Origin of the sequence: Paenibacillus sp. FSL H8-0282, from assembly GCF_037963825.1 — a bacterium.
Taxonomy (GTDB): domain Bacteria; phylum Bacillota; class Bacilli; order Paenibacillales; family Paenibacillaceae; genus Paenibacillus_AQ; species Paenibacillus_AQ odorifer.
The window spans coordinates 3,057,713-3,078,022 of record NZ_CP150146.1; the positions used below are offsets into that span (position 1 = coordinate 3,057,713).

Annotated in this window: 15 protein-coding genes; 14 read left to right on the plus strand and 1 reads right to left on the minus strand. The window is 41.4% G+C overall.

All coding sequences use genetic code 11. The features are described from left to right. Positions 1-46 precede the first annotated feature (46 nt). Together NST94_RS13460 and NST94_RS13465 are read left to right on the plus strand one after the other, a co-directional pair. Entirely contained in the window at positions 47-1,627 is a 1,581-nt protein-coding gene (locus tag NST94_RS13460) for a response regulator (RefSeq protein ID WP_339282071.1), read from the plus strand. Between the two features lie 16 nt (positions 1,628-1,643). Next, the gene (locus NST94_RS13465; protein ID WP_076185958.1) at positions 1,644-3,437 is read left to right on the plus strand and encodes a sensor histidine kinase; all 1,794 of its coding nucleotides are present in this window, start codon (positions 1,644-1,646) and stop codon (positions 3,435-3,437) included. Between the two features lie 37 nt (positions 3,438-3,474). Here NST94_RS13465 and NST94_RS13470 read toward each other — a convergent pair whose 3' ends face one another. Beyond that, on the minus strand, positions 3,475-3,681 hold the full coding sequence (locus tag NST94_RS13470; protein WP_036678243.1) for a DUF1657 domain-containing protein: 207 nt from the start codon (positions 3,679-3,681) through the stop codon (positions 3,475-3,477). Between the two features lie 207 nt (positions 3,682-3,888). Here NST94_RS13470 and NST94_RS13475 point away from each other — a divergent pair, with 207 nt between their 5' ends. The 12 genes from NST94_RS13475 to NST94_RS13530 all read left to right on the plus strand — a co-directional run bounded on the left by NST94_RS13475 (position 3,889) and on the right by NST94_RS13530 (position 20,298). Beyond that, complete coding sequence (locus tag NST94_RS13475; protein WP_076129318.1) at positions 3,889-4,749, plus strand: DUF421 domain-containing protein; 861 nt, start codon at positions 3,889-3,891, stop codon at positions 4,747-4,749. An 859-nt stretch (positions 4,750-5,608) separates the two neighbouring features. Then, positions 5,609-6,886, plus strand: a complete 1,278-nt coding sequence (locus NST94_RS13480) for a right-handed parallel beta-helix repeat-containing protein (protein ID WP_248548333.1) — start codon at positions 5,609-5,611, stop codon at positions 6,884-6,886. Positions 6,887-7,085: 199 nt separating this feature from the next. After that, the gene (locus NST94_RS13485) at positions 7,086-8,528 is read left to right on the plus strand and encodes a spore germination protein (RefSeq protein ID WP_076185956.1); all 1,443 of its coding nucleotides are present in this window, start codon (positions 7,086-7,088) and stop codon (positions 8,526-8,528) included. Continuing rightward, the gene (locus tag NST94_RS13490) at positions 8,525-9,676 is read left to right on the plus strand and encodes a Ger(x)C family spore germination protein (protein ID WP_076301985.1); all 1,152 of its coding nucleotides are present in this window, start codon (positions 8,525-8,527) and stop codon (positions 9,674-9,676) included. Before NST94_RS13485 ends, NST94_RS13490 begins: the two co-directional genes overlap by 4 nt. A gap of 21 nt (positions 9,677-9,697) precedes the next feature. Further along, on the plus strand, positions 9,698-10,786 hold the full coding sequence (locus tag NST94_RS13495) for a GerAB/ArcD/ProY family transporter (RefSeq protein ID WP_076185951.1): 1,089 nt from the start codon (positions 9,698-9,700) through the stop codon (positions 10,784-10,786). Positions 10,787-10,917: 131 nt separating this feature from the next. Next, on the plus strand, positions 10,918-11,895 hold the full coding sequence (locus NST94_RS13500; protein WP_076217909.1) for a MoxR family ATPase: 978 nt from the start codon (positions 10,918-10,920) through the stop codon (positions 11,893-11,895). 3 nt (positions 11,896-11,898) lie between these two features. Beyond that, positions 11,899-12,987 (plus strand): DUF58 domain-containing protein, encoded by a 1,089-nt coding sequence (locus NST94_RS13505; RefSeq protein ID WP_076129323.1) that lies wholly within the window; start codon positions 11,899-11,901, stop codon positions 12,985-12,987. Then, on the plus strand, positions 12,984-14,312 hold the full coding sequence (locus NST94_RS13510) for a hypothetical protein (RefSeq protein ID WP_339282072.1): 1,329 nt from the start codon (positions 12,984-12,986) through the stop codon (positions 14,310-14,312). The genes NST94_RS13505 and NST94_RS13510 overlap by 4 nt, the downstream gene beginning before the upstream one ends. 132 nt (positions 14,313-14,444) lie before the next feature. Then, on the plus strand, positions 14,445-17,042 hold the full coding sequence (locus NST94_RS13515; protein WP_081387951.1) for a hypothetical protein: 2,598 nt from the start codon (positions 14,445-14,447) through the stop codon (positions 17,040-17,042). 39 nt (positions 17,043-17,081) lie between these two features. After that, complete coding sequence (locus NST94_RS13520; protein WP_076129325.1) at positions 17,082-17,801, plus strand: ABC transporter ATP-binding protein; 720 nt, start codon at positions 17,082-17,084, stop codon at positions 17,799-17,801. Next, positions 17,791-19,179 (plus strand): ABC transporter permease, encoded by a 1,389-nt coding sequence (locus NST94_RS13525; RefSeq protein WP_175619944.1) that lies wholly within the window; start codon positions 17,791-17,793, stop codon positions 19,177-19,179. The genes NST94_RS13520 and NST94_RS13525 overlap by 11 nt, the downstream gene beginning before the upstream one ends. A gap of 30 nt (positions 19,180-19,209) precedes the next feature. Beyond that, a complete protein-coding gene (locus tag NST94_RS13530) occupies positions 19,210-20,298 on the plus strand; it encodes an efflux RND transporter periplasmic adaptor subunit (protein ID WP_076129326.1) in 1,089 nt (362 codons plus the stop codon). Positions 20,299-20,310: the final 12 nt, after the last annotated feature.

Here is a 20,310-nt window from a genome sequence, read left to right on the forward strand (position 1 = left end):
GAATTCAGCTGGTTGGATTAAAACATTTCAAAGGGGGATTGTGTTGATGTACAACGTATTATTAGTAGACGATGAGATGCTTGATCTTGAAGGCATGAGACAATTCATTCCTTGGAATGAACTGGGTATGCAGGTCGTGGAGGCAGCGAATAACGCGTTTACGGCATGCGATATTTTAGAACAGCATGTTATTGATATTATTGTTAGTGATGTGAATATGCCGAATATGTCGGGTCTAGAGCTGGCTCGGATTGCCATAGAGAAAAAAAACGATATACGTGTGATTTTTGTAAGCGGTTACCAGGATTTCAGCTATGTGAAACAGGCGCTTTCACTAAAAGCATATAGCTATGTCCTTAAGCCAATGGATGACAAGGAACTTATTGCTGCACTACAGAAAGTAAAGCAGGATTTAGATGATGAAAGTAAACGGCGTGACGTTGAAGAAGCTTATCAGCATATGATTCCTATGGCCAAGAATGATTTGTTGATCCGCTTATTTGAAGGGGAATGGGAGGGGGACACTCAAGCTGGAATGTTTAAGCTTATGAAGTCTTACGGTCTGGATAAGCTGGAGTGGCCTATACGTGTGGCGGTTTTGGAGCTGGATTATTTCAATTGGTTTCAAGAACAGGATAATCTAACTAAACATCTAATGTCCAAGGACTTTCTGTATGAAGTGAATACAATTGCTCAGAAGCACGGTATGCCACATTGCTATAAGGTATCGTCTTATCGAATCGCGTTGTTGATTAACGAACAGGAGATGGAGAAGTTTATTGAAGAAATTTATGAGTCAATTCGCACAAAATTTCCTGTCACTATGACCGTAGGGGTAGGGAAGCCTACATTTGCTATGGACCAGGTCCACACCTCCTATCGGCAAGCTATGGAAGCCGTTGACGGAAAGATGTTTCTCGGCAAGGGCAAACTAATTATGTATGAAACGGTTAGCAGCGAACCTGGAATGATTGATGCCCGTACGTTGGATGCCCGTATGGATACACTTTTTAAAGCGATGAAAGAATATGAGTTAGTCCTTATTTATGACGAGATCGATAAGCTGTTCAGATCCGTGAGTAGTTTAAGATCTAAATTCACGATTCATAATCTAGCCATGTATATTATATGGAAGCTGGATCAGCAGTTGAAGGAGGTTAGTGAGGATTTATTTGAAATCTTAGGTATGGAGTTACATAGTTTAGATATTTTGCTTCAATTCGATACGATCAGTGATATACGCTCTTGGCTTGTACTCAAGACGTTTGAAATATCCGAGTACCTACGCAGCAAAACAGAGTCAGTGAACAATAAACTGATTAGAGAAATTATGCAGATGATGAAGGATAAGATGAGCGAGAATTTTACGTTAAAGGATATTGCACAGCAGTTCTCTTTCTCACCCAACTATTTGGGATATCTATTTAAAGAGGAGACTGGGAAAACGTTCAGCGAAGTACTCATTCAGCTGCGAATGGAACAAGCCGGCAAGCTTTTGAAAGATCCGAAGTGTAAAATCTATGAAATCGCGAGCCAGGTAGGTTACCGTTATCTTCCTTACTTCAGCAGACAATTCAAAGAAGCCTATGGTATGACACCTATGGAGTATCGTAAGCGGGAGAAGTGATGGGGGATGATTTTGCATGAAACAACCAAGAAGTAAACATAAGTATGTGCCGATAGGGTATAAATTAATGCTGACGTATATTTTTTTCATTATTATCCCAGTATCTGTGATCGGTTTTGTCTCTCACTCTATGTACAATGATTCATTACGCGAGCATACAAGCTCGAATATTAAAGGTACGTTGTTGCAAATTCGCGATAATATTGATTATAAAATGGGGGAAGTTACCCGGATATCAACGCAATTATATAGTGATTATGATTTCTATCGGAATCTGCGAAGCTATGAAGAAGGCTGGGAGAATTATGACCGGATGTCTATGAAGGTACTTCCAAAGCTGGACGTAGCTATTCAATCAACGGGTATGAGGATTGGGATGTCGCTATTTTTAAAGAATGAATCCATTCCTGAGATCTATTCGAATTCACTAGAGGGCTATCTGGATAATAGTAGCTTCTATCATCTTTACCATATGAACCGGATTGAAGGGAAATCCTGGTATTATGATTTTCCAACCGAGAAATATGCGGAGACTATGAAATGGTGGCAGATTGAGCGCGATGTAGAAAATAATCGTATCTCGTTGCTACGTAGATTAATAGATACATATGACCCTCTCGTACCTAAGGAGATTGGCTTCCTGCGGATTAATGTAGGCATTCCAGATCTGTTCAATAGTGTGAATTATACGAAGATAGGAAAAGGAAGTATTCTAATTTTAAAAAACGAGTTCGGAAGAACGATGTACCAATCGGGAGAACTACCAGAGCACTATTCCAACGAAGCCGAACTTAATAAGGATTACCTGACGATTAGTGAAACAGTTACAGTTTCTAACCAAGCTTGGCAATTAAACGCGCTAGTTCCAATTACGATTCTTGAACAGGATGCAGTGAAGGTACGACTGTTTATTATTTTGATGTGTCTCATCTGTTGTGTAGTTTTTAGTTTTGTCGGCATATTTATATCCCGATATTTTTCAATTCGGATTAATAAGTTCGTGTACGTGCTGAATGCCTATCGGGAAGGTGATCTTCACAAGCGTATTTCCTATCGAGGCAAGGATGAATTCTCTCAGATTGCAACCGCATTAAATGATATGGGCGAAAATATCGATATGTTGATTAAAGAGGTATATTTGACGCAGCTCCAGAAGAAGGAAGCAGAGCTTGAAATTCTGCAATCACAAATCAATCCTCATTTTCTATATAATACGTTGTCATCTATTATTCAATTAGCCAAGTTTGGTCAAAATGAGAAGCTGCAGCAGATGGTGCTGGAATTAGCGAAGTTTTATCGCCTGACGCTTAATGAAGGACGAACCATGATTCCGGTCCCGACTGAAATTGAGCAGGCAAACGCTTATTTAGAAATTCAGAAAATTAAATACGGTGATCGTCTGGAAGTTATGTTTGATTTTGATACAGAAATCTGGCCTTATGAGACTATAAAACTGATTCTACAACCCTTTATCGAGAACGTGCTGAAGCACGCCTGGTGTGGTGATCACATTCATTTACGCATTGTTGGGCGTAAAGAGGGCAATGATATTCTATTCCGCATCATTGATGATGGAATCGGCATGAGACAGGAACGTATTGATCAAATTTTTGATCCAAAGGGCCACACGAATACAGGTTATGGGGTCCGTAATGTGGATCAGCGGATTAAACTGCAATATGGATCTGAGTACGGCGTAACCATTTTTAGCCGTGTTGGAATTGGCACTTCTGTTCAGATACTAATTCCTGCTAATAAGGGCAAGCGTGGCATTCGTTCGAATGTTGTACATGATGAAAAGGGGTCTTAAAGCTAGTTTTTCTAGCCTAAGACCCCTTTAATTTTAATTAGAATCCTTTATATTGAGGCTCTTCGGACTCCAATTCGGTTACCCGGTTCTCTACTTGAGTTACGATTTGTTGTGTTTGCTCGGCTGCGTTCGTGAACAAGGTTTTTGCACTCTCGTTTTGTGTTTCTAGTGCAAATTGTTCAAGACTGGCTTGAGCACCTTTTAAAGAAGATAAACATGTTTTAACTTGTGAGGCTACTGTCATTGAGTTTCTCTCCTCTGTGTTGGATTATTAGCATGACGAATGCTATTGTCCTCAAATGCTTCTAGCGTTATGCAGGAAAAAAATTCATACTTCTAGTAATAGATGATTTTCCATAAATAAGTAGTGAAATTCCGGATTGAATGCGCCTTTATTGACAAATAATGAGTGTTAGTAAACAAGTTTTGATTCAAAAGGAGGGTAATTGTAATGCCGGAGTGGTTAGAGGTTGTAGTTCGAACGCTCTTTGCTGTGGTTGTACTTTTCTTTTTAACAAAATTACTGGGAAAGAGACAAGTATCGCAGCTCTCGTTCTTCGAGTATATTACGGGGATAACCGTCGGCAGCTTAGCCGCTTACATTTCTTTGGATACGGATAAGTTATGGCATTTAGGGCTCATTGCACTGATTGTATGGGTGGCTTGTTCTTTAGGGATCGAATACCTTCAGATGAAGAGTAAAAAAGCAAGAGACTTTATTGATTTCAAGTCCACCGTACTAATTAAGGACGGAAAAATACTCGAAGATCATATGAAAAAAGAACGTTTAACCACAGATGAACTGCTGGAGGAATTACGCAAAAAAGACGTTTTCAATATATCGGAAGTGGAATTTGCGATTATGGAATCTGATGGAGCCATAAATGTTTTACTCAAGAGTGAATATCAGCCGGTAACCCCTAAGCAATTGGGTATAAAGGTTGCCCCGGAGAAAGAGTCGCAAGTTGTCATTATGGATGGTAAAGTGCTCGACAAACCATTAGACACCCTAAACCTGACGCGAAGCTGGCTGGATGGAGCCCTTGAGAAAATGGGTTTTACGGTTGAGAATGTTTTTCTTGGACAAGTTGATTCTTATGGTGAGCTGACTGTCGATTTGTATGCAGATAACTTTAAAGTCCCACAGCCGCAGGATAAGCCTCAATTATATGCTTTGCTGAAAAAGTGTGAAGCTGATTTAGAGATGTTCAGTTTATCAACAGATAACGAAAAAGCTAAAAAAATGTATGAACAATGTTCGGAGCAATTGCAGGCTTCACTGAAGGTTTTGAAACCGTTAATTCAAAGCTAAGGGTAAAGATAAAGGCACTCTCGAGTAAGATCGAGGGTGTTTTTTATATTAATTTAAATAAATGTAATAATATGGGCATAAAGTAGCTGTACAACTTCGAAATATTAATTATAGTTGAGATTAGGCTGGAGTTATAGATGACACAAGATTGGAGGAATGCCTTCGCTTTTTATTTACATCAGAAAACAAGGAGGAAGATGTTCACGTGAAACTAAAAGGAAGATTTTCATTCGGAATTATGGTTGCGCTTACAACTTCGCTGGTTCTAGGTAATTTGGCATGGAGTAACCCTACCGCTCAGGCAGCAAATATCTTCAGTAATGATTTTGAGAATGGAAGTGCCGACAATTGGACGAGTACAACAGGAACTTGGTCTGTAGTTGAAGAAGGTGGCAATCATGTGTATTACCAATCCAGTCAAAACGAAGGACGTTCGTTCTCCGGTAGCAACACGTGGACAGATTACAGCGTTCAAGCTGATGTGAAGATTGATGATTTCAATGGGACTAATCGAACTTATGTGTGCGGGCGCTATGTTGACGGAAATAACTATTATGCTGCATCTCTGTCTAACAGTAATGGTGGGACGCTTGAAATACGAAAAAAAGTGAATGGTTCAAGTTCAACACTGGCTAGTAAAACTGATTTTCCTATAACTACAGGGACTGCCTATACAGTTAGGCTAGAGCTTAGTGGAGATTCGCTTAAAATGTATGTGAATGATGTTTTACAGCTAAATGCACACGATAACATTTTGACAGCAGGAGGTATAGGACTTGTAGCTTATAAGACAGCAGCGAAGTTCGACAATATCAATGTCTCCGATATCACAACGGGCACTCCGACACCAACGCCTACTATAGCTCCAACAATTGCACCAACGGTAGCTCCTACGGCTACTCCAACAGCAAGCGCAACCCCCACTGCGACAGTAGCTCCAACCGTCACACCAACAGCAACACCAGTTGCAGGCTCTATTTATGTAGCTCCAAATGGTTTGGACAGCAACGCAGGAACAATTGGTAGTCCAACCACACTGGCCTCAGCGATTACGAAGGTAGCCCCCGGGGAAACCATCTATATGCGTGGAGGGGTTTACACGTATTCTTCAACAATAATTGTTGGACAAGATAATAGCGGAAGCTCTAACTTACGAAAGAACATCACTGCATATGGGACTGAGAAGCCTATATTGGATTTTTACGCTCAGCCATTTGACCCAGCTCAACGTGGTTTGCAGATATACGGTAACTACTGGAAGGTAAAAGGATTAGAGATAAGAGGCTCAGGAGACAATGGGATCTTTATTGGCGGGAACTATAACATTATTGAGAATGTTGAAACCCACCATAATCGGGATTCGGGACTGCAAATCAGCCGTTATGCTTCATCACTGACCAGCATGAGTCAATGGCCGAGCTATAATCAGATCATTGGAGTGTATTCTCATGATAATTATGATCCGGATAACGGGGAAGACGCTGATGGTTTTGCTGCTAAGCTGACCATAGGTCCTGGTAACGTATTCGATAAATGTATAGCTGCATGGAATACAGATGACGGCTGGGATCTTTACAGTAAATCAGAAACAGGCCCCATCGGAGTGGTGGCGATCAAGAATAGTATCTCCTATAAGAACGGACAGACCTCAGATGGAAATTCAACGGCAAACAGTGATGGGAATGGATTCAAACTAGGTGGTGAAAAAATTGCAGTAAACCACATTGTGCTGAATAGCATAGCGTTTCAAAATAAAAAACACGGATTCACTTACAATAGTAATCTAGGTTCCATTCAGTTAACAAATAATACTTCTTGGAGTAACGGACAGAGTAACTTTGCTTTTGATGCCGGTACTCACCAATTTACGAACAACTTGTCTTTTGCTGGAGGATCGAGTGACAAAACAAGTGGAACCGATATTCTAAGTACTAATGTGTGGTGGAAAAGTAATGCAAGTACCAATGCCAAGGGTTTGGTGGCCAGTGCCGCTGATTTTGTAAGTCTTACACCTTCAGTGGTGCGAAATGCAGATGGTTCTTTTAGTCTGGGCAGTTTCCTCAAATTAACTGGGGGTAGCGATCTAATCGGAACTGGAACACCTAGCGGAACTAATATTGGTGCAACTTTTCCTTGATTTGAAAGCTAGGGGTTTGAGCTCCTTATTTAATTGACTCTGTAGGATTAGATAGGTCATTTTATTCGATATTTTGATGGGCATGAGTCCGGTACTATACCGGATTTGTGCCTATTTGGTTTGTTTTAAGTATAAACCTTCCATCACGTTGGCAAACTAAGCCAGATTAACAAGTCACAATTTTGGAGGTAGTCTGCAGATGTCTGGAATTATTGAAACAATAAAAGAACAACTGGAAGGATCTAGTGATGCAGTTTTTCAAAACATTCGCCTTCATGGGCATTCCTGTGACTTGATCTATATCCCATTCATCGTAAATTCCCTGAGTCTTCATAAAGATATTGCATTGCCGCTAAAAAATGAAGCAAATTCAGAGCACAAATGGCCGGATTTTTTAGAACGACTGGATCGAGGAGCTGTTTTTCCCATCCCGTATCTTAAGGAGTTTGACATAAACAAGGCTGTGGATTTGATTGTCGCTGGAAAAGTAGTGCTTTATTTTGAAGAGCTTCCTTATGTTTATTATTTTGAGATCACGCAATATCAGAAAAGATCGGTTACGGAATCACAAAATGAACTTGTGGTGATTGGACCACAAGAAGCATTCATTGAAGATATTGAAACAAATCTGTCCCTGCTCCGACACAAAATTAAACATCCGGATCTAAAGACTATTCATTATACCATTGGTAAATATACAAAAACTGATGTGTATGTTGTATATATTGAAGGACTTTATAAAAAAGAAGTTCTTGCTGAAATTGAAAAGCAACTAAATGAAATAGATATTGATGGCATATTGGGCATTAGTTATATATCGGAACAATTACGGAAGGGGAACTTGACACCATTTCCGGTATTTCAATATACAGAACGCCCCGACTCGGTGGCAGCTTCTTTAATGGAAGGCCGGATCGGAATATTACAGGATGGCACACCCACTGCAATGATTGCACCTACCTCTTTTTTTACAATGCTACAATCCTCTGAGGATTATTATCAAAGCTTCTATGCCGCAAGCTGGATTCGAATGGTTCGATTTGTGTTCTCCATCCTATCGATGATTCTTCCATCGCTTTATGTTGCGATTACAACCTTTCATCCTCAGATCATTCCCTCAAACCTGTTAATTACGATAGCATCTGCCAGAGAGAACATTCCTTTCTCAGCATTGACTGAGGCTTTGATTATGGAGCTTACCTTCGAAGCCCTTAGAGAAGCTGGAACCCGAATACCAAAGCCTGTGGGCCAGACCGTTTCTATTATTGGGGGGATAGTCATCGGTCAGGCTGCGGTACAAGCGGGAATTGTATCCGCTCCAATGGTTATTGTTGTTTCCATTACCGGAATTGCCACCTACATTATTCCCCATTATGAGCTCGGTCTGACTTTTCGCTTACTTCGTTTCCCTTTATTGATTATGGGGGGAACAATGGGATTGCTCGGGGTATATATTACAGCTTTTTTGATTTACGGGCATTTAGCTAATCTTAGACCGTTAGGATCACCATATTTACAACCCGTTGCCCCTTTGGTGTTAGAAGATTGGAAGGACACATTATCTCGCTTTCCCTCTAACTATATGAAGAAACGCAGCAAACTTTATAGCAACAGGAATCTAAGGAGACAGAATCAAAAATGAGAACTCTAAAGATAGGAGTTGTTATACTTCTACTCCTAAATTTAACAGGCTGTTGGTCTTCAAAGGTGGAACTGGACGAATTAACCTTTGTGTACGGCTTATTTATAGATGTAGGCAAAGAAGCAGGCACCGTTGAAATTACGATTAACTCTCCTTTGCCCAATCGTCTCAACTCGGGAAGCCAGCCCTCAAGTGGTGGCGGTGATGGGAATAGTTATTCTACAGTTTCTAAGACCGCAGATACGATCGCAGACGCCATGTTACTAGTTCAGAAAGATCTGACACGTCAACTTAGTCTTTCCCAATTGAAAATAATTGTCTTAGGGAAAGCTTATGCAGAACAAGGGATTGGTGAACTCCTATTATGGATTAGAAGAGAGCCAAGTCTCCCCCTTGGAACCTATGTCATGGCTAGTCCCGGCAGTGCAAAAGAGATGAATACATTAACACCTATCTATGAACAATTGCCTTCTGATGTACTACGGAGTTTTGGAACAGAAAAATACATGTTTTCGACTACAATTAAGGACTGCATATTCGCTGAGGCTTCGGGCGTTGGATTTGCTATAAATAATCTTTCATTTGGCAAAAAAGAAGAAACTACAAAAGAAGGTAAACCACAATATTGGGCAGGCATTCAAGGAGCTATGTTGTTTCAGAATGAGAAAATGAAGGGAATACTAAAGCTTAAAGAGGGGAGGGCATTGGCATGGGCCGCAGGCAAGCTTAAGCTGTCGGTTTATTCTGTTACCTGGGATGGTGGAGAAAGTGCAGCAAGTGTTGTATTTGTTAGCACCAAATCTTCGAAAAAAGTAAAAATAACGGATAAGGGTCCAGTTTTTACAGTGAAATTAAAGGGAAAAGCTAGTGTGATTTATTTAAGGGATCCTAAGAAAAGAAATCTAGAGGAGATCAGTAATATCATTACAGAGAAACTAAGCGATAAAGTAACTGCTAATCTGACCGAAGCTATACGTTTATCCCAACAAGCAGGTGCGGATGTTCTACAGCTCGGCATGTTGCTGGAATGGAATGATCCGAAACTTTGGAAGCAATTAAGAGAACGTTGGGATAATTACTACGCTCATGAGGCAGATATTAAGGTGAAGACGGACTTTCGGATTGTGGATTTTGGGACAGCAAAATAAAGAACTGAGGAAGGAGAAGTTATGCGTACAACAAAGTGGCAGCTGTTCCGGTTTATCACCATTTTTTTTAGCTCACAAACCACCATTTTTTTGATACCAGCTATTATTGCTACTTCCTCTTATCAAGGCTGGATTGCATTAATCGTTGGCTCCTTATTAGGATTGATATTATTGTGGTTTACAATCTATGTTGGTAAGCTGCGACCTAATCAAGCTTGGGTTCACTTTGGAAAAGAGATCATTGGCAAATGGCCACATAAATTTATGATTCTGCTCCTACTATGCTGGTGTGTTTATTATGTTTCTTTCGATATAGAGAATTTCGTACTATTTTTCGGCTCGAATTATTTAAGAGGAACTCCACCTCTATTTATCCAGTGTGTCGTTGGTCTCGTAATCATGTACACGGCAAGTCTAGGATTTGCAACAATTACATATATGGCCGATGGATTATTTATTATTTTCTTTATTACCGTGATCATATTATTTAATTTATTCCTTCCAAACGCGGACTTTAATATGGTACCTGCTTTCTTTCATTATCATGATCCTGGAATCGCCCTGAAAGATTCTATTGTGGTCATGTCATGGTTTGGAGAATGGATTGTGCTTTTGTTCATTGCACCTGATTTAAAAATTGAAGCGAAAATGATGAAAAGATTAGTATTTGCGCAGTTCTATGTTTCAATTACGGTCTTAATAGGATGGTTATTGACAATGATGAGTTTTGGTCCACATTTAGGCCAGCAACTCCAATATCCTTTTCTTGAGATGGTGCGTAGTTCAAAAGAAGATAATTTATTAGGTAATACTGACCCGCTTTTGATTGGAATATGGTCGTCTTCGATGTTTATTCACAGCGCTTTCCTTATCTATGTAGCTTCAAAATGTGTAGCAAGTTTGTTTAATACTAATAGTAAAAAATTTTACGTTCCCCTTTTAACACTGGCTTCAGTGACAATAGCATACTTATATTCACGCGACGTCGGCAGATATTACGAACACTACAAAAGCTTTGCCATTGTGATCATTTGGCTAATCGTTGAAAGCATACCCATCTATTATGGAATTGTAGCCTTCTTTCGATATCGGCATAAGACTGCGAAATGAAAATCGAATGGAAGACGGGTACTGTCTAATTATGGACAGTGCTTTTTTTGTGAATTATAAATCGGGTACGCTTTCTGTTATGATTAAAGCACTTATTACATAATTATCCTCAGATTGGATGGTGTATTCACATGAATCTTCAAGAAGTAACTGAACTTATCAAATCTATTAGGGCCAATCTTGCCAAAGTCATTGTAGGAAAAGAGGAGGGAGTAGACCTGCTGCTGACCGCATTACTTGCGAATGGACATGTCTTGCTGGAAGATGTACCTGGTACGGGTAAAACCTTGCTGGCAAAGGTTCTTGCCAAATCATTGGATTGTTCATTTAAGCGCATACAATTTACGCCAGATTTATTGCCTTCCGATTTAAGCGGGATCAACTATTACAATCAGAAGACGGGAGAGTTTCAGTTCAGACCGGGTCCGGTATTTGCTAATATACTGCTGGCTGACGAAATTAATCGTGCAACACCTAGAACCCAATCCAGCCTACTGGAGTGTATGGAGGAACGGCAAATTACTATCGATGGGGTAACGCACGGATTAGAAGCACCGTTTCTTGTCATTGCTACTCAGAATCCGATAGACAACCAAGGGACCTTCCCACTGCCTGAGGCTCAATTAGATCGATTTTTGATGCGGATTACTACGGGTTATCCTACCTTTGATGAAGGGATACATATTTTGCAGCGTTTTCGTGAGAATAATCCGCTCGAAGAGTCTTTTCCTGTAGCAACGGCACAAGATATTCAAGCCGCACAGCGTTTAGCCGCATCGGTAAGTATCAGTGATGATTTATTAGGTTATATCGTACGGATAACGGAAGCTACCCGCAAATCTACGGCAGTAAAACTGGGTGCGAGTCCACGTGCCAGTGGCGCGTTGCTTAGATCAGCTCAGGGATATGCACTTATTCAAGGCAGATCCTATGTAACACCGGATGATATCAAAGCCGTGGCTGTTTCCGTGCTTGCACATCGTCTGCTGCTTCATCGGGGATTAGGCTCAAGAGAGGGACAAGCCGCGGATATTGTATTGCAAGTGCTTCGTGAAGTTGAGGTGCCTGCTGAACCCGTGACGTCCTTAAGAGGCGGAAAGGTGGAATGACCTATGGCTTTGCCTTGGTTCATTTTCATTACAGTGGCGTTGGTGTTACTTCTTGCTGACATTTATAAACGGAATGGTCTGAAAGCGCTTAGTTATTCTCGTTATTTTTCAAGTAAGACTGCTTATGAAGGAGAACGTATTGAGATGATCGAGGAGATCATTAATGCGAAGCTTCTTCCTTTGCCGTGGCTCCGATTGGAGTCTAGTATTGCGAGAGGTCTGGAATTTGGAAGTCAGGATAATCTTGGGATTAGTACAGGAGAAATCTCTCAGAATCATATTAGTTTATTCTATTTAAAATCTTATCGTCATATTAAAAGACGGCATCAAGTGACATGTGAGCGTCGTGGTTTATATCGTTTAGAATCCGTGACTATGACAACGGGAGATCCATTTGGTTTGACTCGAAAAAACAAAACATATCCACTCGAGTTAGAGTTGTTGATCTATCCCGTTCTGCTGAATCTAGACGAGCTTCCATTGCCCATTCATAGCTGGCTGGGTGAGCTTCCTGTGAAAAGATGGATCGTTGAAGACCCTTTTCTGACTGCTGGCATTCGTGAATATAGCTCAGGAGATTCTATGGGATTGGTAAACTGGAAGGCTACAGCACGTACTGGTGTTATGCAGGTTCATAAAAAAGATTACACGGCTGATTCCCGGCTCGTCATCTGTCTGAATATAGAGGACAGTGATTCCATGTGGAGAACGGTGACTGATGTGGAACGAATCGAGCAAGGAATAAGATATGCAGCGACTATAGCTGAATACGCAATGCAGCATGGAATTGAGACCGGATTAATCTGTAATGGCAGATTGGACGATGCTGGCGAAAGAGATCCAATTGAAGCAGAGCCGATGGCTCAGCTCGAAGATATGTTAGAGCTCCTGGCAAGGCTGAAGCTGGATAGAACACTTCCTATGAGTCGACTATTGGAATTGCAGGTTGAGAGTGGAATTAGTGACACAGACTTTCTAATCATAAGCTGCCATAGGGGAGCAGAATTGCAAAAGGCGACGGATCTCCTAATGCAGCAAGGCAATGGTGTGGAATGGCTGGATATTCCGGAACAAGGGAGAGAGAGCGCATGAAGCTTACGTTGTCTGGCTATGTAAGGGAAACAGTGAAACTCTGGTTGTGGTCTATTATTGAATTGTTGCTATTTCTACCGGTTTGGGTTCTATTTCAGATTTATTTGTTGCCCCAACAAGATGAACAAATATGGTTGATTGCGCTGCCTATACTAGCTTTAGCAGGCATTCTTTTGCGCAATTTTTGCAATGTAAGATGGAAGCAATTACTTGCCGCCTTAATCCTCGGGGCATTATTAGGTGTGGCTTCAGGGAGTTTATCCATCGAAAGCCTTCCCTTAGGTGTGGCTGGAATTATATGTACATTCTTAGGGATGACGGTAGACTCTAGAAATAATAGATTCAGAATGTTTTGGATAGGTATAATAATCTATTTTGTGGCAACTATAGCGTTTCATAGAGTTCCTGAATTGGAGCCAAGTGTGCCGTTATTGACCTGGTGTGGCAGTCTGTATTTAATACTGACTTTACTTATTTCTAATAGCAGCTATATACGATACAGCGCACTTACTGAAGAGAATGAAACGCTGCCCAAAGGGATACAACGGAATAATCGTATATATGTCATTGTGATTGGAGTTATTGCAGCTGTACTAGCGGCAGGTGTCGGTAAAGCTATAGGATCATTGGTATGGAGACTCTTACGCTCATTTTTCAATTTTATTAATCAGTTATTTTCTGGCACAAAAGAACCAGAGCCTCCGCCAGCAGAATTGCCGCCAGCAACTCCGATGTTACCACCAATTGGCGAGCAAAAGCGTGGCTGGCTAGCTATTATACTAGAATACGGGTTTTATATTTTGGCGGCGGTATTATTGGGATTTGCAGCCTATTATGCACTTCGCTGGTTGTACAGAAATGCTGGAGAAAAGTGGCGGAAAGTCATAGATGCATTGTTATCGATGTTACGTAGGGAACATACCCCTAAGAATAATACAGCATATCTTGACGAGGAGAAAAGCGTCTTTACTTGGGAACAAACCGTTCGAGGGTTAAAGGATTTCTGGAGCTCTCGTCTTCCTTCAAAACATCGTAAGGATCGCTGGGATCAGATGAATGGCGAGCAGGAACGTGTCCGTTGGCTTTATCGGCGGTGGCTTAATATAAAGCGCGATAACGGTTATGAAATGAAAAGTTATCTTACGCCGCAGGAAACAAAAAGGGATGTTTTGCTATGGGGAGATCGTAGCAAGCATAAACGTAAGGGTGATGATGATTCTTTAGCAGCAGATCAATTGATTGAAATATATGAAAAAGTTAGATACGGAGAAGACGAGCCTGCCGCTTCTGATATTGCAGCTTTGAAAAATCAACTGAAATTATAGAATCATTTTCAGAATATATGCAAATTGGAACAAATAGGTTACAAAAGACCTGTAAGAGTTACAACATGGATACAATTGGATCTGTGCTAACCACTATAATAATTCTAGTAAAATACTCGTGGAGGGAAGTCAATGAGAAAGCATAGCAGTACATATGTTGTTTTACTCTTAAGCACCTTTGTCATAAGCCAGTTGACAGGGCATACCGCTTCGGCTGCTGCAGTTAGTTCTGTTCAGCCAAAATCGGCGGTAGCTGCTGCAACTGTAACAGCTCCTAGTAATCTGGGTTCCGTTTCTTTAGGAGCTAATATCAAAGCTACACTGGAAGATGTGAATATTTGGTCACAGCCTGGAGGCAATATTTTAACTTATACAATTAACTATTCGAATGGCAGCAACAAAAGTGCTAGCCTACTGTATTATTTTTCGAGAGTTATGACCTCTGGCGGCTCTGTTATTCCAGGGAATCCACTAAGTGCGGACGCTACTAAGAAAAAAGTGGGTTCTAACGAAAGCTTGCGCGTTACATATTATGTTAATGTTGGCCAGGTAAATTCGTTAAAAGGTATCAAGATTCCAATGTACGTTTGGGATTCCAAAACCAAGGGGTATCTCAAGCAAGTAGGAACTTTTAATATACCCGCCAACTATTCGCCAACCGCTGTAAACGGAAAAAATGTAAGCACTACAATGAATGACATTCCGGTTATTGCTAAAAGTGAATCCTTGGAGCTCTACAAATACAGCGGAAAGGTTTATGCCAAGGTGGGCATAAGCTTGACCAATAAAGGCAGCAAAGTATTAAGTGATCCTGGTTACGCAGCATATTTGGTCTCGGCAGGGGGAAGCTCGTATGAATTAGCCCTTGACCGTTCTCAGCTTAGTTATAAAATTCAGCCCCAAGAGAAAAAAACCATTTATTATCTTACAGAAATTCCTTCGTATATGAAGACGGAGAATATGAAACTGCAATTCACCCAAAAGGATGAGGCGCTGAAGCTGGAGATTGCCAAATCCTCGTACAAGCTGCCTGCGGCTACTACACCAAATCTGGTAGTTGGCAAAGGTGTAATCAAGAAAATTACCATCAATAACAATACGGTTGAAACCCAATTAAATAACGCAACCGTATACGCAGAGAACAATAAGGGATTCTGGACTTTTCAGCTGCGAGTGAAGAATACAGGAAAGACAGCCGTTACGTTACCTTCTTATGAGCTTGCTGTCAAATCCTCAACGGGGACAACCTTTCCGATCAATTCTAAGGGCTTGAGCGGATTAACCATAAAACCGCTGGAGGAAAAAATCATCCCGCTTACCGCACAGGTACCCCTTGAGGTAGAACAGAATTCACTGCAATTGCAGATGATTGAGGCTGTTTCTGCTCCAGATAATAGTGAAACGGGAACTACTGGAGAAGGTGTAGCAACTGGAAGCACTGGTGGAACCAATGTCGCTACGAGCAACACAGCTAAACTAACGGTTCCGGTTGCTTACTTTACGATCTCCTATACCTTGCGTCCTGAGATACAGAAAGGTATGGAATATAGAGCAACAAATGAATATGGGACGTTTACTTATAGTTTAGTTTCCTTGCAGCGTTTTCCATGGAAAGACGATGATATCGTTGTTGCCAGATTAAATATTACGAATACCCAATCGGTTGCCTTGTCTCTGCCGGAATTAAAGGGAGCTGTTCAGGTAGACAATGAGGACATGTCATCTTCAACGGAATTGTTTATGGATAAGGAAACTTCAACGATTGGGCCCGGTAAAAACGCTGAAATCTATGTGTTTGCCAAAATTCCTTATACACAAGAGTTCGATAAATTAAAATTAAATCTTTATTCTATGGTAAAAGAAGAGAAAAGCTCGTTCCTGTCAGTTACTACGAACAGCATGATGAACGCTGTAGCTTCTATTGAAACTGGAGGAAGTTATGTTATCTCTGGTAAAGGCAAGAACGCAAAAGTGCAAGAGAACAAAACCATTATTTATGAAGGACTTAACTCCAATCTCGTATACACAGAGCTGCTTCTGAGCAGTGAAGAGAAAAGACAAAGCAAAATGGCTCGCCTCCAAGCTTATTACAAAACGGGAGATGGTCAGCTATTCGAAGCTACAGCCAATCAGCCGGATACGTCTGCTACTCCAGGCGGTAAGCAATTAATAACCTTTTGGGCTAAGGTTCCGAAGGCTGTTAATGCTTCTGATGTAAGCCTGTTCCTTGGGCCAGGGATTACTGGGAATAAGCTGACGGAACCCGGTCAGGAATCCACTGGATTTATTAATATGGCATCACTGTCATTAAATCCGGTCATCACACCACCAGAGAAGAACTTGACGAAGGTGGCTATTTATCCGTATACCATGTCCGTTCTAAGTTCGGAAGGGCGCTCACTACAAGGCAGTGACTCTATAAATATAGTTATGAATTACAATCTTCTTCGTGACAGCAGCTATGATATGGGAACCTTCACGCATAAGCTGGTCCTCAAAATGACGGATCCATATGGTCTATCTCAGGAACGAAGCTTGAACATTGGCACCGATATTCTTGAAGGGACCAACAACTCGTATACAGCAAGCTTTAGCAATAATATGTATAAGAATTTGTCAGGAGGAACCTACCGGATCACGCTGTACGATGAATTCCAAGGTGAACGGATCGAGCTGGCTAGTCAAGCTTATAACATCAAGATTGATAGAGCAGTTGTAACTGAGAAATAGCATTTCATATCTATTATTGTACGAAGAGGAGCAGCTCCAATGTTGCGAGTGGAAAATGTAACGCATTCTTATAAAAACGGTAATGAAACTACAGCAGTGCTTCATCAAATTGACTTTTCTGTGAAAGAGGGGGAGATGGTAGCACTGCTGGGGAGCTCGGGTTCCGGTAAGTCAACGATGCTCAATCTGATGGCAGGACTAATGAAACCTACGGAAGGCCATATTTATATTGCCGATCAAGATATCGTGAAGATGAGTGAGAATAAGCTATCGGAATTTCGCAGAAAAAATATCGGGTTTATCTTTCAAGCTTATGAGCTGATTACTAGCATGACAGTCCGTGAAAATGTAGAGCTGCCGCTGGTTTTTCAATCCGTTGCACCCTCTATACGTAAACAAAAAGCTTTAGAATTGTTGGAAGGAGTCGGCATTCCTGATAAAGCCGACTTGTTCCCTTCCCAGCTGTCTGGCGGACAGCAGCAGCGTGTTAGTATTGCACGCTCCTTGATTACGGAACCATCTGTTATCTTTGCAGATGAACCAACCGGAAACCTAGATTCGAAGACAGAAGAAGAAATTATCAATATCCTGCTTAACCTGAACAAGAAGATGAAGACTACCTTCATAGTTGTAACTCACGAGCTAAAAGTCGCGGAGCAAATGCAGCGGATATTCACGCTTCGGGACGGATATATGATTACTGAAAACCAAACTTCTTCGAATACTGAACTCGAAGGGGGTATACTCATTGAGGATTAGTGATATTTCCCGCTTGGCTTGGGAACAGGTCAAACGGCGGAAAGTTGTCACAGGTCTTTGTATGGCTGGCATATCCATTGGATGTGCTGCAATCATAGTTGCATTAAGTATAGGAGACTCCGCACAGAGCTACACGGAGCGGGAAATCAACCGCAATTTCAAAATGGATGAAATTACGGTGTCTCCCAACGGAGGTATACCCTCCCAAGGAGGAGGCAACGGTGGCAGCGGATCGTCTGCGGCCAATGAAAAGCTTGATCCCGGCAGGCTGACAGCACAAAAGCTGGAGATTATTAAAGGCTTGCGGCATGTAACTGCAGCAGCTCCCTTTCAAGAGCTAGGGTACATACAGATGTTGACTATCGATAATAAAATAACAGATGTACAGCTTATTGGAACGGATCTACGCTTGTTAACGAAATATGATAAGAAATTCAAACAAGGCGGAGCTTCTGATTTGGTAGGAATGGCTGTACTGAACTATGGTGCAACCGTTGGACTGATTGATAACGAAACTCGGCAGCGTCTTTTTGAACAACTGAGTACAGATCCATATAACAATAAGTTGATGGAACAGTACAACAGCTTAAGCATGCTTCCAACAGATATGTACAAGCAACAGGTTCAATTACAGTCTTTTGATCCCGCCTCTCAAACCGGAGGGATGTTAGTTAGCTCACCGATTCAAGTGGTGGGAATCCTCGACAACCCGAGTGGAACGAACGAGAATATGGCTATGTACGACAAGAAGATCTATGTGTCACTAGAGACTGGCGAGCGGCTTGTAGAACAAATGAAGCTATCGAGTGGAACCGCTGGGCAAAAGGGTGTCTATAACTCAGCGATTGTAAAGGTAGACAGCACTGAGAATATCGTGGAACTGGAGAAGCTTATTCAGAAACTTACCTTAACAACAAGCACGAATTTGTATCAAAAAGAGGCACTCGCTGATACCTTCAGCATGGTCAAGAAAGCAGCTCTCGGTATAGGTGTATTTATTCTGATTATTGCTTCGATCTCCATTATCGTTGCGATGACTATGTCCACTCATCAACGACGACGGCAGATCGGTATTATGAAAGTGTTAGGCGCCAATATGGGCCAGATCCGCAATATGTTCATTACAGAAGCGGCATTGCTCGGGATGTTGGGCGGATTGCTCGGCATAGCCTTTTCATACTTGATTGTATTAGGAATTAATAAGCTCATCGGTAACTCTTCAGGAATGGGTGGAGGCGAGCCTTTGGTGATTTATATTCCTCTGATGACTCTTCCGGTTGGGATCGCATTTGCGGTAATGACAGGGGTATTATCGGGTATTTATCCGGCGATCAGTGCATCCAGAACGAATGCACTCACGGCGATTAAACGGGATTAGCTATTTTTAAGTTGAAAGGAAGCCAAAGTGATGAAGAGGAGAATCAAGTGGATTGTATTGGTACTGATTATAATTGCAGCAGGTTATTTTCTATATAGTAAGATGTATAAGCCTGAAGCGCAGTTAGAGCCTGTTGAACCCCCACAAGCCATAACTTTTGAGGTCACACAGGAGACCATTACCAATTCCATACAGGTTAAAGGTAATTCTAATTATGAGAAAGAAACGCTTGTTTATGCTCCATATGCTTCAAAGGTGACAAAGTGGAAGGTTGAGAACGGTGGACAGGTCAAAAAAGGTGATTTACTGTTTACTCTCGATCAGGAAGCCTTGAAGAATGAGATTGCTACACAAGAGGCGACCATCCGTAAAGCAAAGCTGGAAGCAGAGCTGAATGCATTTGTGAGCCAGCAAGACGAAGAGAATGCAGCCCTTGGTGCAACTGAAGCAGAACGGATTAAAGCACTCACAGCCCAAGAAGCAACACGGCTAGGGGACGAGCTTAATCAGGTCAATGCCGAAATACAAGCACGCGAATTAACAGAGAAAAAAGCCAAACTCAAAACAGCACTTTATTATGCTCCGGCAACCGGCATTTTCTTATTTGACAGTGCAAGCGAAATTCCGCAAACAGTGACAGATAATCAATATATCGGAAAAATAGTAGATATGAACAAGCTAGAATTCATTGCTCTTGTAGGTGAACAAGACGTCTTCCGTATAAAGACAGGCATGAAGGTCGACGTAAAAATGACAGCTATAAAAGATTTGAAGTTATCTGGAGAAGTTACGAAGGTAGCGAAATTTGCAAAGACAGCTTCAGGGCAGAATGCTACTGCCAGTTCGGTTCCTCAATTCGAAGTGGTTATCACGCTGCAGCCTGACGAGCATTTGATCGGTGGCTTAAGCTTAAACGGAGAAATTGAAACAGTTCGCAAAGAAAATGCCACCGTTGTATCCAGCATAGCTGTAATGCATGAAGGAGACCTCTCCTACGTTATGCTGGATAAAGGGGACGGGCAATATGAACGAAAAGACATCGAAGTGGGTCTGGAAACTACGGACAAAACAGAGGTTCTCTCTGGGTTGAAGGTTGGAGATGTTGTTGTTCTTCAGTAACAATGACTAACG

Coding starts and splice junctions, on each gene's coding strand:
- NST94_RS13460 (WP_339282071.1), top strand. CDS start 47: ATGTACAACGTATTATTAGTAGACGATGAGATGCTTGATCTTGAAGGC.
- NST94_RS13465 (WP_076185958.1), top strand. CDS start 1,644: ATGAAACAACCAAGAAGTAAACATAAGTATGTGCCGATAGGGTATAAA.
- NST94_RS13470 (WP_036678243.1), bottom strand. CDS start 3,681: ATGACAGTAGCCTCACAAGTTAAAACATGTTTATCTTCTTTAAAAGGT.
- NST94_RS13475 (WP_076129318.1), top strand. CDS start 3,889: ATGCCGGAGTGGTTAGAGGTTGTAGTTCGAACGCTCTTTGCTGTGGTT.
- NST94_RS13485 (WP_076185956.1), top strand. CDS start 7,086: ATGTCTGGAATTATTGAAACAATAAAAGAACAACTGGAAGGATCTAGT.
- NST94_RS13490 (WP_076301985.1), top strand. CDS start 8,525: ATGAGAACTCTAAAGATAGGAGTTGTTATACTTCTACTCCTAAATTTA.
- NST94_RS13495 (WP_076185951.1), top strand. CDS start 9,698: ATGCGTACAACAAAGTGGCAGCTGTTCCGGTTTATCACCATTTTTTTT.
- NST94_RS13500 (WP_076217909.1), top strand. CDS start 10,918: ATGAATCTTCAAGAAGTAACTGAACTTATCAAATCTATTAGGGCCAAT.
- NST94_RS13505 (WP_076129323.1), top strand. CDS start 11,899: ATGGCTTTGCCTTGGTTCATTTTCATTACAGTGGCGTTGGTGTTACTT.
- NST94_RS13510 (WP_339282072.1), top strand. CDS start 12,984: ATGAAGCTTACGTTGTCTGGCTATGTAAGGGAAACAGTGAAACTCTGG.
- NST94_RS13515 (WP_081387951.1), top strand. CDS start 14,445: ATGAGAAAGCATAGCAGTACATATGTTGTTTTACTCTTAAGCACCTTT.
- NST94_RS13520 (WP_076129325.1), top strand. CDS start 17,082: ATGTTGCGAGTGGAAAATGTAACGCATTCTTATAAAAACGGTAATGAA.
- NST94_RS13530 (WP_076129326.1), top strand. CDS start 19,210: ATGAAGAGGAGAATCAAGTGGATTGTATTGGTACTGATTATAATTGCA.